This window comes from Rhodococcus jostii RHA1 (genome assembly GCF_000014565.1).
GTDB classification, from domain to species: Bacteria; Actinomycetota; Actinomycetes; order Mycobacteriales; family Mycobacteriaceae; genus Rhodococcus_F; species Rhodococcus_F jostii_A.
Window position 1 is genome coordinate 854,957 of record NC_008268.1, and the last position, 15,190, is coordinate 870,146.

13 protein-coding genes and 1 pseudogene are annotated in these 15,190 nt (G+C 65.8%); 5 read left to right on the forward strand and 9 right to left on the reverse strand.

Annotated features, from left to right (window positions below; all coding sequences use genetic code 11):
• Positions 1-119: 119 nt before the first annotated feature.
• The gene (locus RHA1_RS03835) at positions 120-1,772 is read left to right on the forward strand and encodes a PucR family transcriptional regulator (RefSeq protein ID WP_011594046.1); all 1,653 of its coding nucleotides are present in this window, start codon (positions 120-122) and stop codon (positions 1,770-1,772) included.
• A gap of 333 nt (positions 1,773-2,105) precedes the next feature.
• On the opposite strand, the gene RHA1_RS03840 is transcribed toward RHA1_RS03835, so the two are convergent.
• Genes RHA1_RS03840 through RHA1_RS03850 form a run of 3 tightly spaced genes read right to left on the reverse strand, consistent with a single transcriptional unit; the run spans position 2,106 to position 5,275 of the window.
• Complete coding sequence (locus RHA1_RS03840; RefSeq protein WP_011594048.1) at positions 2,106-3,296, reverse strand: YbfB/YjiJ family MFS transporter; 1,191 nt, start codon at positions 3,294-3,296, stop codon at positions 2,106-2,108.
• A 45-nt stretch (positions 3,297-3,341) separates the two neighbouring features.
• The gene (locus RHA1_RS03845) at positions 3,342-4,241 is read right to left on the reverse strand and encodes a LysR substrate-binding domain-containing protein (RefSeq protein WP_009473451.1); all 900 of its coding nucleotides are present in this window, start codon (positions 4,239-4,241) and stop codon (positions 3,342-3,344) included.
• Between the two features lie 5 nt (positions 4,242-4,246).
• Positions 4,247-5,275, reverse strand: a complete 1,029-nt coding sequence (locus tag RHA1_RS03850) for an NAD(P)H-dependent flavin oxidoreductase (RefSeq protein ID WP_029538125.1) — start codon at positions 5,273-5,275, stop codon at positions 4,247-4,249.
• Between the two features lie 105 nt (positions 5,276-5,380).
• On the opposite strand from RHA1_RS03850, the gene RHA1_RS03855 reads away from it, so the two are divergent.
• Positions 5,381-6,250, forward strand: a complete 870-nt coding sequence (locus RHA1_RS03855; RefSeq protein ID WP_041811047.1) for a LysR family transcriptional regulator — start codon at positions 5,381-5,383, stop codon at positions 6,248-6,250.
• Here RHA1_RS03855 and RHA1_RS03860 read toward each other — a convergent pair.
• The 6 genes from RHA1_RS03860 to RHA1_RS03885 all read right to left on the reverse strand — a co-directional run bounded on the left by RHA1_RS03860 (position 6,238) and on the right by RHA1_RS03885 (position 12,395).
• On the reverse strand, positions 6,238-6,927 hold the full coding sequence (locus tag RHA1_RS03860) for a pyridoxamine 5'-phosphate oxidase family protein (RefSeq protein ID WP_011594051.1): 690 nt from the start codon (positions 6,925-6,927) through the stop codon (positions 6,238-6,240). The genes RHA1_RS03855 and RHA1_RS03860 overlap by 13 nt on opposite strands.
• A complete protein-coding gene (locus RHA1_RS03865; protein ID WP_011594052.1) occupies positions 6,924-8,300 on the reverse strand; it encodes an MFS transporter in 1,377 nt (458 codons plus the stop codon). The genes RHA1_RS03860 and RHA1_RS03865 overlap by 4 nt, the downstream gene beginning before the upstream one ends.
• A gap of 58 nt (positions 8,301-8,358) precedes the next feature.
• Complete coding sequence (locus RHA1_RS03870; protein WP_011594053.1) at positions 8,359-9,348, reverse strand: NAD(P)H-dependent flavin oxidoreductase; 990 nt, start codon at positions 9,346-9,348, stop codon at positions 8,359-8,361.
• Positions 9,349-9,577: 229 nt separating this feature from the next.
• A complete protein-coding gene (locus RHA1_RS03875; RefSeq protein WP_011594054.1) occupies positions 9,578-10,318 on the reverse strand; it encodes a lipoate--protein ligase family protein in 741 nt (246 codons plus the stop codon).
• 227 nt (positions 10,319-10,545) lie between these two features.
• Positions 10,546-11,535, reverse strand: a complete 990-nt coding sequence (locus RHA1_RS03880) for a transketolase family protein (RefSeq protein ID WP_011594055.1) — start codon at positions 11,533-11,535, stop codon at positions 10,546-10,548.
• Positions 11,532-12,395, reverse strand: a complete 864-nt coding sequence (locus tag RHA1_RS03885; RefSeq protein ID WP_011594056.1) for a transketolase — start codon at positions 12,393-12,395, stop codon at positions 11,532-11,534. Before RHA1_RS03885 ends, RHA1_RS03880 begins: the two co-directional genes overlap by 4 nt.
• 112 nt (positions 12,396-12,507) lie before the next feature.
• Here RHA1_RS03885 and RHA1_RS03890 point away from each other — a divergent pair, with 112 nt between their 5' ends.
• The 3 genes and pseudogenes from RHA1_RS03890 (at position 12,508) to RHA1_RS03900 (ending at position 15,190) form a co-directional block, all read left to right on the forward strand.
• Entirely contained in the window at positions 12,508-13,278 is a 771-nt protein-coding gene (locus tag RHA1_RS03890; RefSeq protein WP_016880740.1) for an IclR family transcriptional regulator, read from the forward strand.
• 200 nt (positions 13,279-13,478) lie between these two features.
• Positions 13,479-14,190: pseudogene (locus RHA1_RS03895) on the forward strand (SDR family NAD(P)-dependent oxidoreductase).
• A 31-nt stretch (positions 14,191-14,221) separates the two neighbouring features.
• Positions 14,222-15,190: a substrate-binding domain-containing protein gene (locus tag RHA1_RS03900; protein WP_011594058.1), complete on the forward strand. Its 969-nt coding sequence runs from the start codon at positions 14,222-14,224 to the stop codon at positions 15,188-15,190.

Sequence of the window (15,190 nt, forward strand, 5' to 3'; positions counted from 1 at the left end):
ACTCCTCGAAGTGGTGCTGACACCCGGTGCGCGGGGTGGAACCAATAGTGATCCAGACCTCACCCGGTTGATATGGAGGAGTTTCCAATCTGTGAGGTGATGCTTGTAAGATCTTCCAAATGCACCCAACGGAGGAGTTGGCGCGGCACGGCGACGCGACACCTGTGCCGATCGCGCTGTCGGCGTGGACAGACTTGGTGCAGGAAGATTTACTGCACGCGAATCCGACGGCAGAGAACCTTCGCCGTCCCGTCGCCGACGTGCAGCTCTACGACGCACTCGACGACCAGGCGAACGTGAGGAACACCGTCGTCCTTGCGATGGGGGTGTCCTGCGGGTCGGCCGGATTCGAGCGAGTGCTCGTCCACGCCGCCGACGGCGAGGCCGCCGCCGTGATCGTCAAAGCACGAGGAACGCCGATCGAGGACCTGCGGGCCGCGTCCAGTCGTCACGACGTTCCCGTGCTCGTCGTCGGCGACGACGCGGATTGGACACGACTGATCGCGATGGCACGCACAGCGGTCGCGGGTGCTGCGGTCGATTCGGTGTCGGGCGTGCGTCTGGGTGATCTGTTCGCCTTCGCCAACGCCGTGGCCTCGATAGCCAATGGAGCGGCCAGCATCGTCGATCCTTCGGGCCGCATCCTCGGATACTCGACGGTGCCGGGCCAGCCGATCGATGACCTTCGGCGCGAGACGACTCTGACCCTGCAGGAGCGGACACCTCCTGCCCTCGACGCCGATTTCAAGGTCGTCTACTCCTCCACTGCCGCACTGTTCGTGCAGTCGCCCAGCGGGATCGCGGACCGGCTGGCGCTCGCGGTCCGGGCGGGCGGGGAACTGCTCGGATCGATCTGGATCATCGATCCCGGAAGTGAACGCCGCCAACCCGCCCTCGATGCGCTCGACAGGCTGGCTCCACTGGCCGGACTGCACATGCTTCATGCCCGATCCGCTTCCGATTTCACCGAGCGACGAAACGCCGATCTCATGCGCACGTTGATGGACGATCCGGCCCAGGCCTCGTTCGCTGCCGCACAACTCGGTCTCGAGTTCACCGACGGATTCGCCATCGCGGCGTTCGCCCTCGCCCACCCGAACGCCGGCAGCCTCGACGCCATGCGCGAGCAACATCGGCTACTGCAGCTCGTGACCGTCACGTGCAACGTCCAGTTCCGCAGTGCGTACAGCGCCCTGATCGACTCGGTTGTATATGCCCTGCTGCCCTGCGCGGGCGACTCTCCCCGTGCAGCCCACCGTCGCGTCATTCGTGACATCGGCTCCTACGCAACGACGATCAGCGCGCATCCCGTCGTCGCGGCAGTGGGCGGAATCGCCGCGCAGATCAGCGAGTTACCTCGATCCCGGACCGAGGCGGTGCGCACATTGCAGTATCTGATGCACCAGCAGTCGGTCACGCGAGAGAATCCGACACCTCGAGCCCCGGCAGCGGCTGTGTTCGAAGACTATTGGACCGAGCTGAACCTACTGGAGATCGGTCAGTACATCGCCGAGAAGCATCTCGACAAGTTCGACGTCATCGATGCGATCCGGGCGTACGACGCCACCCATCACACCGACTTTCTGATCACCCTGCGTGCGTACTTCGATTCGAACGCGAACGTGTCCAAAGCGGCGGACCGAATGCATGTCCACGGCAATACCATTCGGTACCGGATCACCCGTCTCGCCGAAGAGTTTCAGATCGACTTCGACAATCCGACCACGCGGCTATGGCTGTGGCTCCGACTGGTTTCGACAGACCTGATGTAGGTGGACGCTTGCGGGGTGGATCCACTCCCCCACGCTGTACCGGCTCTGGGACGTGACGGTCGCAGCCTGCACGCCGGGTGCAGGGAACGCGAGAATCGTCAGCGCCATGGCGCCGATGACGAGGCCGGCGAGACAGGCCGCGCCACCTACACTCGCGCGAATCGCGTGAAGTGGTTGAAATCTGCGGCCTCTGCGTTGACTCACCATGACGATCTCCATGTGCTCTTGCCTGTGCCGCGGCGCCGGCGACATGAAAGCCAGCATGGCCGCTACCCGTCGTGACGACATCGGCCGATGTACGCGTGCGCATACCTGCTTTCCGACCGTCACTCCTCATTCGACCGTCGCTCGCTGACGAAACCGGGCGGTCAGTAGCGCGGCGGCGAGTGCTGCCGCCAGAACAATGCCCGAAGCGACGAGCAATGCCAGGTGGTAGCCATCGGAAAGCAGTGGCGTGACGATGAGCGGGCCCGCGATCTGACCGAGGCTGTATCCGGTTGTCAGGATCGCGACCGCGCGTGGGAACTGGAGGTGAGCGCCGATCCTCAACGACATCTGACTGATGCCGAGGAATGTTCCCCCGAACAGGAAGGCGGACACCAGGGCGGGCCACATGCCGTCTGCCACCGCGGGCAACGCGATGCCGGCGGCCTGAACGACGAGGGCGATCACCAGCAGAATCGGACGAGACCACCGTCGGCCGAGCAACGCCCAGAGTGGAGCGGACGGTAGCGCCGCCAGCCCGACGATCACCCAGGCGCCACTACCCGCGAAGCTGCCTGCGGTGTGGTCGATCGCTGCGACGAGAAAGGTGCCGGCAATGATGTATCCGACGCCCTCGAGGGAGTAGCTGATGAAGAGCGCACTGAACCGGCGGTGCCCCTGCGTGCGCGACCGTCTGCGCTCGGCCGCCGGCGCCGTCGGAGCGCGTTCCGGTGTGAGAGTCCACGCCGCGAGGGTGCAGATCAGGGTCAGCAGTGCGGCCGCCCACCACACGGATCCCCACGTGCTCATAGACCGCAAGACGAGGACCACGAACCCGGAGAGGGCAATACCTGCTCCGATTCCGCCGAACGCCCAACCCGACAGGTGTGCCGCGTGCCCACTCAGAGTGGAATGCATGGCGCTGACAGCGATGACGAAGACCATCGCACTGGTAGCACCCGCAATACAACGCAGTACGGCCCAGGCGGTTTCGTTCGATGTCACCGGCATGAGCGCCAGCGTGGCGGTCAGGATCAGCAGCGAGACACGCATGACTGCCGCCGAGCGCACCAAGGCGGGTAGGACGATTCCGGCCAGCGCCCCGACGAGGTAGCCGAGATAGTTCGCCGTCGCCAGAGCGGCGCCCGCCGACGGTGTCAATCCTGCCTGGGCCTCCATCAGAGGGAGAACAGGTGTGTAGACGAACCGTCCGATGCCCATGCTGGCCGCCAATGCAGCCCCGACCTGGCCGACCGTCACCCACGGCGACGTCGGCGTGCGGAATGCGACGAGCTCCTCGGCACCGTGTACTGCGTTCATGCGTTCTCTCTCAGAAATATTCGGTCGGCAGGCGTGCGGGCGGCTCTAGCGAGCCACGGATTTCAGGGAGGCCGGGCGGCTGGACTCGTGGGTGTGGAACAGGAAACGCGACATGGCAGGGGTCATGGTGGAGTCCGCGCGGCGGATGAACAGGGTTTCCGCGCGCGAGTCGGCCGGCGCGAGGTGATGCACCTTCAAGGCCGCCGTCAGCGGCGACGTGGTCACCACGCCCAGCGGCAGCAGGGTCACGCCCATCCCCGCAGCCGCGCACCCGAGGATGCCCTCGAGAGTTCCGAACTCGAGGATGTCCGGGCCCGGCACTCCGTGCTGCTCGAAGAGCCGCTCGAGGCGGGCCCGGTAGGCGCAGCCGGCCCGGAGGACGAGAACCTTGTGCCGCCGGCCATCGGCCATGATGGAGTCCAGATCGGCCACGCGAACGCCGCTCACCAGCACGAGTTGCTCGATGAAGACCTGCTCGGAGACCAGGTCCGGGTGCCGCACCGGTCCACAGACGAAAGCGCCGTCGAGTCGATGCTCGATCACCTGGGTGGTCAGCGCGTCCGTGGTGTCGGTCGCCAAGGTGAAGTCGACGCGGGGGCACTCCTCGCTGAACGCTGCCAGCACCCCGGGAAGCCGCAATCCCGCGGTGGTCTCCATGGAGCCGATCGCCAGTCGTCCGCCCGGATCTCGATCGTCGCTGACGACCTGCGTGACTTCCCGCACGAGCTGAGTGATCTGTTCGGCATAGGGCAGCAGACGTTCGCCGGGGTTCGTCAGGGTCACCCCACGGGCATGGCGGCGGAACAGTTCCACTCCGAGTTCGTCTTCGAGCGCGCGGATCCGCGAGCTGATGTTCGACTGAACCGTCAGAAGTTCCTTCGATGCCCGGGAAATTCCGCCGGCCCGGGCCACGGCCAGGAAGAAGTTCAGATCGCCGATGTCCATGAGAATTACCGTGCTTCACTCCACAGGTCCCGAACGATCTCCCCGGCGGGGGCCGAACGGGCACTGCGATAGCCGACACCGGCCCAGAGGGCGAGTCCGTGCGGGTCGCCGGCGGCGCCTGCTGCGGCTCGCAGCCCACTGGTCAGCAGGTGTACCTGTGGATATGCCGCCACCGCGTGAGCATCGAAGTCGGTGATGAAATCGTTGACCAGGCCACGCGCGGGACGACCGGAGAACGCGCGGGTGACGACGGTGTCGGTGAAGCGGGCGTCGTGCAACGCGGCGCGGTGCGCGGGTTTGGTCCCTGCCTCGTCGGCGTCGAGGAGAGCGGTGCCGATCTGGACGGCGGTGGCACCGGCCGCGAGCGCCGCCGCGACGTCTGATCCGGTCGCTATCCCGCCCGCCGCGATGAGGGGAAGGTCGATTGCCGAACGGGCCGCCTCCACCAAGTCCCTCGTCGAACGTGGGTCCGGCTCGGCGTCGGGGTCGAGCGTCGCTCGGTGCCCGCCCGCGTCCACTCCTTGCAGACCTATCGCGTCGACGCCCACCCGAGCGGCCGAGCGCGCCTCGTCGACATCGGACACCGTGGCCACCACGGCGCTGCCGGCGTCGTGTAACCGATCGACGACGTCCCGCGGCGGAAGCCCGAAGGTGAACGACACCACGGGAACGGCCCGCTCGACCGCGAGGTCGACCTTGGCGTCGAAGGCGTCGTCGTCGAAGTCGACGACCTCCGGCAGCGACACCTGCCTGCGTTCGGCGAGCGGCTGCAGCAACGACCGGTAGGCTTCCACCGCTGCACGGTCGGCCAGGGGGTGGCCGGGCACGAAAATATTGAGTCCGAACGGTGCACTCGTCAGCGCGCGGACCGCATCGACCTCACGTCGAACCGCATCGACGGTCTTGTACCCGGCCGCAAGGAAACCGAGGCCACCGGCGGACGAGACCGCGGCAACGAGCTCGGGTGTGCTCGGTCCTCCTGCCATGGGCGCCCCGATGATGGGAATTCGGAGGCCGTCCTCGAGATCGAACACCAGGATCCTTTCGGTCGATGTGTGCGTGGTCTTTCCGTTCCTCATCGTGCACCGCCGCATTGCGGAGCGGAAATGCCTAATCGGCCGGATCTATGCTTGGGAGTTATGTCCATCGAACTGCGGCATCTGCGGGCGGCCGTCGCGATCGCCGAGGCAGGCTCGTTCACCGCCGCAGCGAACGCACTCCACATCACCCAGCCGGCGCTCACCCGAACGGTGCAGCAGCTCGAGACCTCGCTCGGCGTGCGATTGTTCGACCGGACCTCGCGGGCACTTGCCCTCACCGAGGACGGTGCCGGGTTCGTCGAGAAGGTGCGCGTCATCCTCGGCGATCTCGATTCCGCGGTTGCGCTGTACACCAACCGATCCCTCGTCCTCGGCTTCAGTTGGCTCCTCCCCGATCCCTGGGCGCAGCAGGTGATCGACGACGTCGAGAAGAATTCCCGCGCCACCGTCGTTCCGCGACGCTACGACGACCCCGTTGCCGCACTGAACAACGCCACCGTGGACGCTGCCGTCGTCCGCCGGGATGTTCCCGGCGACGAGTTCGTGCAGCATCCGCTGTTCGAGGAGCAGCGGATCGCGGCGGTCTCGACGGCGTCGCCGCTCGCGACCCGAGAATCGATCGACTGGGCCGAGTTCGGAACGCTTCCCCTGGTCATCAATACCCTCAGCGGCACCACATCCGAAGACCTGTGGCCGAACCACGACGGCCCGGTGGTGACGTGCTCGAACTTCGACGACTGGCTCGAGTTGATCGCCGCCGATCGGGGTGTCGGCACGGTTCCCGAAGTTGCCCGCAGGCGGGTAACCCATCGGAACGTCCAGTTCATCCCGCTGGTCGGTGCGCCGCCCGCGGTCGTGAGGTTCGTGTACCGCCGCAACCGGGTGACACCGCTGCTGCGGGTCCTGCGGGACGCCGCGATCCGGCACTCTCCGCCACCCGGCAGTGTCACCGTCGGTCAACACGACTGATCGTCGTCGGTGTGCAGGCGTAGCCGGGCGACTTCCCGCTCCAGTTCTGCATTGCGGGATAGCAGGACTTCGATCTCTTCTTGTATACCCTTGCGGGCCAACGCGAGCGACTCCTGCATCCGGGCCTCGCCGTACTTCGGCGGGATGTTCTTCGTGCAGTTCCGGTCGAGGGCCTCGACGTGGATGGCGAACGCGCGATCGCATCCTGCCGGACCGACTCCGTCCGGTGTGGTGAGAAGCCGGGCGATCAGATCCGGATCGTCGGCACGCTCGACGACCTCGGCTCGGCCGTAGACTTTGACTCTGGTGCGGGTGGGGTAGTCGATGAAGAAGAGGGCCACTCGGTCGTTCTCGTCGAGGTTGCCGACCGTGACGAACTGTTGATTACCCGCGTAGTCCGCCAGCGCAATCGTCGTGGGGTTCGGCACGTGCACGAAGCCGGGCGGGCCGCCTCGGTGTTGGATATAGGGCCACCCGGAGGGCGTCACGGTCGCGATGAAGAACGAATCGGTGGCTCGGATCAGGGCAGTGACGCGGGTGTCCAGTTCGTCGGGCAGACCTGGGTCGTCCTCCTGCGCCCGCATGCCCCCGTACCAGTTGATGCTCCCCGTCGCCTTCTGCCGCTCCGCCACCGGAGCAGTGAACGCGATCGCGCCGTACCGGGTCGGGTGTCTCATGACGAGCACTCGGAATCGATCTGCTTCCACGCCCTCCGGACTATCGGGCTGTCCACTCCGCGCCGCAACGTCAGCACGAACACCACCGCTGTGACCGTGGTTACCGCGATGGGGTAGATCAGCCCGGCGAGGACGTTCCCGGTCGCCGAGTTGAGCGAGAGCGCGACCAGAGGGGTGAAGCCACCGAACACGCCGGTCCCGATGTGGTACGCCAGCGACAGTCCGGTGTAGCGGATCTGTGGTGGGAACAGCTCGGACAGGAATGCCGCGGTGGGCCCGTAGACCATGGTGACGAAGATGACCTGAATCGTCAGAGGGACGACCATCTGGATGTGGTGGCCGTGGACCGCGGCGTCCCGTATCCACAGGAACAGCGGGAGGTAGCCGACTGCCGAAAGCACCAAGCCGCACAGGATGATTCGAGTCCGCCCATATCTGTCGGACATCTTGCCGAAAAGGACGAAGAACGGCGTCGCGATGACCAGGGCGATTCCGACGGAGACATTCGCGGTGAGGAAGTCGATCTTCAAGATCGTCTGCAGGAAGTACAGCGTGTAGAACTGGCTGGTGTACCAGGCAACTCCCAGCCCGGCCGTGACTCCGAAGAGCACGACGAGCAGCAACGCGAAGGCCGGCTTGTGCGCCACCGCGTCCTTGATCGGTGAACGCGAGAGGTTCCCGCTCCGTCGCATCTCCTCGAACACCGGCGATTCGTGCATCTTCATGCGGATCTTCAGCGAGAACAGCACCAGGACCGCGGACAAAAGGAACGGAATCCGCCAGCCCCACACACTGAATGCCTGCTCGCCCAACCCGACCCGGCAGAGCACGATGACGCCGATCGAGAGGAGGAGGCCACCGGTCGCGGTGGTCTGGAGAACACTGGTGAGGGCTCCGCGTTTCTTCGCCGGTGAATTCTCCGCGATGTAGACGACTGCACCCCCGTACTCTCCGCCGATCGCGAGACCCTGCAGCAGCCGCAACGTCACCAGCAGTATCGGCGCCAGAATCCCGATGTGGTCATAGGTGGGCATCAGTCCGAGCATCGTGGTGGCGCCGCCCATGATGAGCAACGTCGTCATGAACGTCTTCTTACGTCCGACGCGGTCCCCCATTCTGCCGAACACCATGGCGCCGATGGGGCGTACGACGAAGCCCGTTCCGAAGGCGGCGATCGTGACGAGAAGTGCTGCGGTTCCGTTTCCTTCGGGAAAGAACATCCCGGAGAACACGACTGCGAGGCTGCCGTAGATGTAGAAGTCGTACCATTCGATCAACGTCCCGACGCTCGACGCGGTAATGATCTTGCGAAGACTGCTCTTCGCGACACCGCTCGCGAGAGCGGGCGGTGAAACGGACTGGCTGGTGGTCATGGGGAATCCTTCTCCGGGACGCGCGGGGTGAGGGTTGGCGAGGTCGCACCGATGGGCGCTAGGAGCCGATCGCCGCCAGGTCGTGGGAAGTGCGGCCCAGGATGGCGGCGGCGGTGTCGACCATGTCATCGATGATCGACGCGGCGGTGTCGACACGATCGATCTGTCCGACGACCTCACCGACGATCAGATTCGCGACGTCGTAGTCCTCGGCCTTCACTGCTGCCCGGAACTGCTCCTGCTTCTCAGGAAGCTCGCCCCGGAGACCGGACTCGTCGCCGTGCCAACGGCGGATGAAGTCGTTGTGCAGGACTCGGCCCGTGTATCGAGTCGGCCAGGGCTTCTCACGCACGATGTCGAAGGCGCTCTGCCTGATCGTGTCGTCCCCACTCGCCCGCAGGGCACGGTGCTGGGCCGCACGGGGAATCGCCGCCTCCTCCGCCGCCCAGAACCTGGTCCCGACGAGGGCACCGTCCGCTCCGAGCGCGAGCGCGGCCGCCAGGCCTCGGCCGTCGCCGATTCCACCGGCCGCCAGCAGCATCACATCCGGGGCCTCCCGCCGGAGAAAGTCGGCGATCTCCGGCACCAGAGTGAACGTCGATCGGGTTCCTGTTCCATGGCCACCCGCCTCCCCTCCTTGAGCAGCGATGACGCTCGCACCTACCGCCACCGCGCGGCGCGCTTGTTCGAGATCGTGCACCTGGCAGATCAGTGGGATTCCCGCGGCACGAATCGCAGGCGCATGCGGTGCCGGGTCGCTGAAGGAGAGGAATATGGCCGCCGGCCGGTAGCCGATCGTCTTCTCGAGGAGTTGCGGTTGCTGCGCCATGGACCAGGTGATGAAGCCACAGCCGACCGCGTCGGTCGTCACGCGGTCGAACTGATCGCGGAGCCAGGACTCGTCGCCGTATCCGCCGCCGATCAACCCCAGCCCACCCGCCTCCGCCACGGCAGAGGCCAATCGCCAATCGGAGACGTAATCCATCGGTGCAAGGACGATGGGGTGCTCGATTCCGAACTTCTCGGTCAGACGGTTCTGTAAGCGCATGCTGGGCTCCTCCACAAATTTCCGACGTGTCGCAGTGGTGTGCACGTGCTGCACGTCACACCGGACGGCTTTGCGACAACGCTAGAACCCGGCAGAACGGCGGTCCAACAGTTTGTACCGATGCCTGCGTTCTCCAGAACAGAACGCTCGCGCGCGCCCCGCCGGACGTGTGACATTCACTGTCCGGCAACGTACTAGGACAATGGGTCAACGCCTGGCGCGGTGACCCTCACGCCACATGTGCGTCGCGCAGGGTCGCGGCCTCGTCGAGTACGTCGGGGTCTGCGGTCAGTTCGCGGACCACACCGCCCTCGGCGAGGACCGCAGCCCGGACCTGTTCGAGGGTGACGTTCGGGTTCAGGTCGGTCAGGGACGCCGCCGTGCCCGGGTCGAACTCCAGCTCGAGCGCGGCGTTGACATCGGTGAGCACCGCCCGCACCGGGTCGGAATCGGACACCACCAGTTCGAAGCCGAAGAGCCACGCCCCGGCGACTATTCGCTGCGCGGTTCCTGCGAGCTTGACGCGGCCCGCGCCGTTCACCGTCCAATCACCGGGGCAATACTCACCGGGCACCGGTCCGATGCGCGCGTCGACCCCGAGCTTCCTCAGCACCTCCACGAGTCTCGGGGTGATGCGCTGGAAGCGGGGTCGAGCCCCGACCATGCCCTCCGAGTCGCTCGAGAACATCTCCACGACGAGGGTTTGCTCGTGGTAGGCCGCCGCCCGACCGCCTGCCCCTCGGACGACGGGGGTGAATCCGTGTCGCCGCGCCTCCGCGGCGGCGGCCGGAAACTGCGGTCGAACAGCGTCCAGCCGCCCGAACGACAGAGTCGGCGCAGGACTGTAGATGCGGATCAGCGCAGGGGCATTCGGCTCTCGCGCGGTGCGACGCAGAAGTGCCGTGGCGAGCGCCGCGTCCAACACGGGATCGTCCGGAAAGTGCGTGGTCAGCAACTGCTCGATCGTCATGCTCGTCCCGTCGGTCCACTCCGCAACACCACAGTCACGACATTATCGCCGCAACCGGCACGCCCCTACAGTGTCGCCGAGGGCGACCAGAGCACCCTCATCGCCGCGAGGCCACGCGAGGCCCGCGGTGGAATGGCCGGGCAGGGCGGGGGTCGTGTTGTCGTGACGACCCACCCGCCCGCCCGCCCGTATATCGGATCGCGGGAATGTTACTGCCGTGCGCGGGCTTACGACCCGACAGCGGCTCGCGCAACCTCCTCGATACCAGCGGCGTCGAGCTTGTAGTGCCGATACAGGTGGGTCGGCGGTCCGATCAGCGCGTATTCGTCCTTCACACCGTGTCGGATGACACGAGTGCCGTACCCGTGCTCGGCGACGACCTCCGCGACCGCTCCCCCGAGACCGCCGATGACATTGTGTTCCTCCACGGTCAGAACGATGCGGGACCGCTGTGCGGCGCGGGCGACGGCGTCGGCGTCGAGGGGCTTGACGGTGTGCATGTCGACGACTCCCGTGGAGATCCCGCCTGCGTTCAGAGCCTGCGCCGCCTCGAGCGAGGGATGCAACATCGATCCCGTGGCGATGATCGTCAGGTCGGTGCCGGCACCGTGTTCGATGGCGGTGCCGATGGTGAAGGGGTGAGCGCCGTCGGCGTATACGTCCGGGTCCTGACCACGGCCGATACGGAAGTAGATCGGTGCGGGATGGTCGACGGCGGCGCGGAGCGCGGCTCCGAGCTGAGCGGTGTCGGCGGGTGCGATGACCGTGAGCCCAGGGATGCTGCGGGTGATGGCGAGGTCCTCGGTGGCGTGGTGCGAGGTGCCGTAGAACCCGAGCGTGATGCCGGCGTGATGGCCGATGAGCCGGACGGGCTGCTTGGTGTAGGCGATGTCGGTGCGGATCTGCTCGCAGGCCAGGTAGGCCATGAACGACGCGAAGGTCGCAACGTACGGCTGGAGACCCGTAGTGGCGAGTCCTGCTGCGGTGGAGACCATGTGCTGTTCGGAGATGCCGAACTGGACGTATCGGTCGGGGTGCCGCTCCTGGAACGCGACCAGTCCGTTCGAATACTTGAGATCGGCGGTACCGGCGACGATGGGATGGCCCTCGTCCACCAGATCGGCCAAGGTGTCGGCGAGTATGTGGAAGCCGGGCGCCCGCTCGATCAGGGTAAGCAGGTGCCAGGACTCGGCCTGCAGGCCGGGTGCGACGCTCATCGGTTGTTCCTCAGTTCTTCGATCGCGTTGATTTCGTCTTGTTCTGCCAGCCAGCCGAGATGCCAGCCGAATTCGGACTCCATGTAGGAGATGCCCTTGCCCTTGACGGTGTTCGCGATGATCACCGCCGGACGTGTTCGTTCGGGGTCTTCGACGATCGCGCGGAAGGTCGCGAGCAGTGCGCGGACGTCGTGTCCGTCGACCTCGTACGCGTCCCATCCGAAGGCGCGCCATTTGTCGCCGAGCGGCTCGATGTTCGTCACGGTGTCGATGCGGCCGTCGAGAGAGTGGTCGTTGCGGTCGACGATCGCGATCAGGTTCGCAACGTCGTGGTGGGCGGCACCGAGCGCGGCTTCCCAGATTTGTCCTTCGTGCAGTTCGCCGTCTCCTAGAAGGACGAAGACGTTGGAGGGGCGGCCCTGCAGGCGGGTGCCGAGAGCGATACCGGTGCCGGTCGACAGGGCATGCCCGAGCGATCCGCTGCTGAAATCGATGCCGGGGATGCGGGTCATGTCGGGGTGGTCGCCGAACGCGTTGCCGAGGCGGGTGTACTCGTCGAGTTCGGCGGGGTCGAAGAATCCCCAATCCGCCAGGAGCGGATAGAGCGTGGCCGCGGCGTGGCCCTTGCCGAACAGGAAACGGTCTCGGTCGGGCCAATCGGGCTCGCCTTTCCGAAGCCGCATGACGCCGTAGTACAAGGTCGCGAGGATCTCGGCGCACGAGAAGCCGGAGGCGTAGTGACCGGTCTTGGCGATGGAGATGAGGCGGACGGTTTCGAGGCGGGCGAACAGCGCGCGTTCGGAGATCAGGTCGACGAGTTCGTCGTCGTGGTCGGTGACCGGTGGAGTTGGTGTCAGCATGGACGAAAAGTATCAACTGCCGGACGCCTTGTCCATAGAGCAGTAAAACTATTTGATGGACTGATTGTCCGCTGAGCGATAATCTGGACGTATGGCAAATGACGGAAGTTTGATGTTGGTACGCAAGGTCGCGGAGTTGCTCGACTTCCTGGCCAAGGGGGAGGCAACTGCCACCGAGATCGCGGAAGCGATAAATGAGCCGCGCAGCTCGATGTATCGCCTCCTGGCGAGCCTGCAAGAGGAGGACCTCGTGGAGGCGGGATCGCGGCGCGGCAAGTTCCGCCTCGGGTTCAAGCTGGTGTCACTCGGTTCGGCGGTGGTCGAACGGTTCGACGAGCGCCGGTTCGCACAGCCGGTCATGGAACGACTGCACGCCCTCACCGGCGAGACCGTGTTCCTCTGCGTCCCCCGCGGTGACCAGGCGGTGTGCATCGAACGCCTCGACGGCAAACGAGTGCAGTCGCTGGCCCTGCGGCTGGGCGGGTCACTGCCGATGCATACCGGTGCCGCCTCTCGCGCCATCCTGGCCTTCCGGGACGAAAGCGAGTGGGAGGCCTACATCGCCCGAAACACCCCGTTGACACGACTGACGCCCTCCACCCCCGCCGAGCCGTCCGAACTGCGGGCACTTCTGCGGCGCACCCGCGACGAGGGGATCGCGATCAGCGACCAGGACGTGACGGTCGGCGTGGCCGCGATCGGCGTCCCGATCATCGACTACCAGGGCCGCGTCCGGGCTGCGCTGTCGATCAGCGGCGTCCGCGAATCCATCCTCGGGGCCGACAGCGACCGATGGAAGGCGGAGGTGATCAGCGGCGGACAGGAGATTTCTCGTGCCCTCGGCGTCGATCTCGCCGGCCAGAAGGTCGCGAACTTCGGGTAGCACCTCCTCTCGCGCGTCCTTCTCGCTTAGTTTGTCTCGCCTACTAGACACATCGTCCGTGAAGTGAGACAGTGGTGAGCACCACAGTCAGTGGTGCGACTCACCAGCAGGAAGGCAAGGACATGAGCGGCGAGCTTCACGACCGCGTGGTCGTGATCACCGGTGCAGGGGGCGGCATCGGCGGGGCCTGTGTTCGACACATGCTCGCAGCGGGGGCCAAGGTGGTCGGCGCCGATCTCGACGTCACCACCTCGGACCTGCCCCACGATTCCGAGCACCTACGCCTGACGAAGGTCGACCTCCTCGATCCGTCCGGCGCCCAGACGATGATCGACTTCGCACTCGACCAGTTCGGTCGCGTCGACGTCCTGGTCAACAACGCCGGCGTAGCGCCGGTACGCGACAGCTTCCTGACGACGTCCGACGACGACTGGGCACTCACGCTGGACCTCAATCTGATGGGCTACGTCCGGGCGTCCCGTGCGGCGATTGATGCGCAGGCACGGCGACGGCGACGGCGCCCTCGTCCACATCGCATCGGAAGCGGCCCGGATGCCAAATCCCCGGCTGCCCGACTACAGCGTCTCAAAAGCTGCAATTCTGATGCTCTCGAAAGTCCTCGCCGCGGAGTTCACCTCCGGCGGCATCCGATCGAACGTCGTGTCGCCGGCGTTCATCCGATCTCCGATCTACGACCGGCCCGGCGGTATCGCCGATTCACTGGCGGCTGAATTTGGCGTCGACAACGAGACTGCGCTCGCCAAATACGTTGAACTGAACAAGATCCCGGTTGGCCGGCTGGGAACCGTGGACGAGGTGGCGGGAATCGTCGTCTATCTCGCGTCCACCCGCGCAAGTTTCGTGTCGGGGGCGAATTTCTGCATCGACGGCGGCGTCACGCCCGTCGTCTGACCGATCCAGACCAGCAAGAAGGAACAGCCAGATGTCAGTTCTCGATAGAACCTGTCCAGGTGCGAAAACGCCGTCGAAGATCGCCGCTGCACTGGGTACCGCGCTGATAGCGGCCGGCACCATGACAGCGTGCACGTCCGGCACGGGCGCCGGAGACGACGGCACCACCACGATCGGCGTCACCCTCAACGCAGCGTCGAACCCCTTCTTCCTCGCGGAAGGCCAGGCGATCGAAACCGCCGCCGCCGAGAAGCGCGTGGAAGTGTCCGTCCAGTACGCCAATGCCGACGTCGCCGTGCAAAGCGACCAGATCGATACGTTCATCCGGCAGAAGGTGGACTCGATCATCGTCGATGCCGTCGATTCCGACGGCATCGGTCCCGCCTTGCTCCGGGCGACACAGGCGAACATCCCCGTCGTCGCCGTCGATGTCACCGCGATCGGTGCCGACGCGACCGTGACCAGCGACAACGTCCAGGCAGGCCGCGAAGCGTGCACATATCTCGTCGAACAACTCGGCGGATCCGGCAAGGTAGCCATCGTCGACGGGGCCGCCGTATCCGCGATCTCGGACCGCATGCAGGGTTGCCGGGAAGCGTTGGACGCACACCCGGGTATCGAGGTCGTGGCCACTCAGCGCGCAGATCTCACCCGGGACAAGGCCATGAACGTCGCGAGCACCATCCTCACCGCGAACCCCGACGTGGACGGCTTCTTCGGCGTCAATGATCCCACCGCGATCGGAATCTCCCTCGCTGCACAGCAAAAGGGCGTCGACGTGAAGGTCGTCGGAGTGGACGGCGCGAAACAACTGACCGACCTCCTCGGCAAGAGTTCCATCATCGCCACGTCGGGGCAGGACCCTGCCCAGCTCGGCCGCTCGGGCCTCGACATCGCCGTTCGTCTCGCCGGCGGCGAAAAGGTCGACAGCGCACCGACATTGATTCCTACCGTCCTCGTCACCGCGGACACCATCACTGCCTACAAGACCTGGGGATGA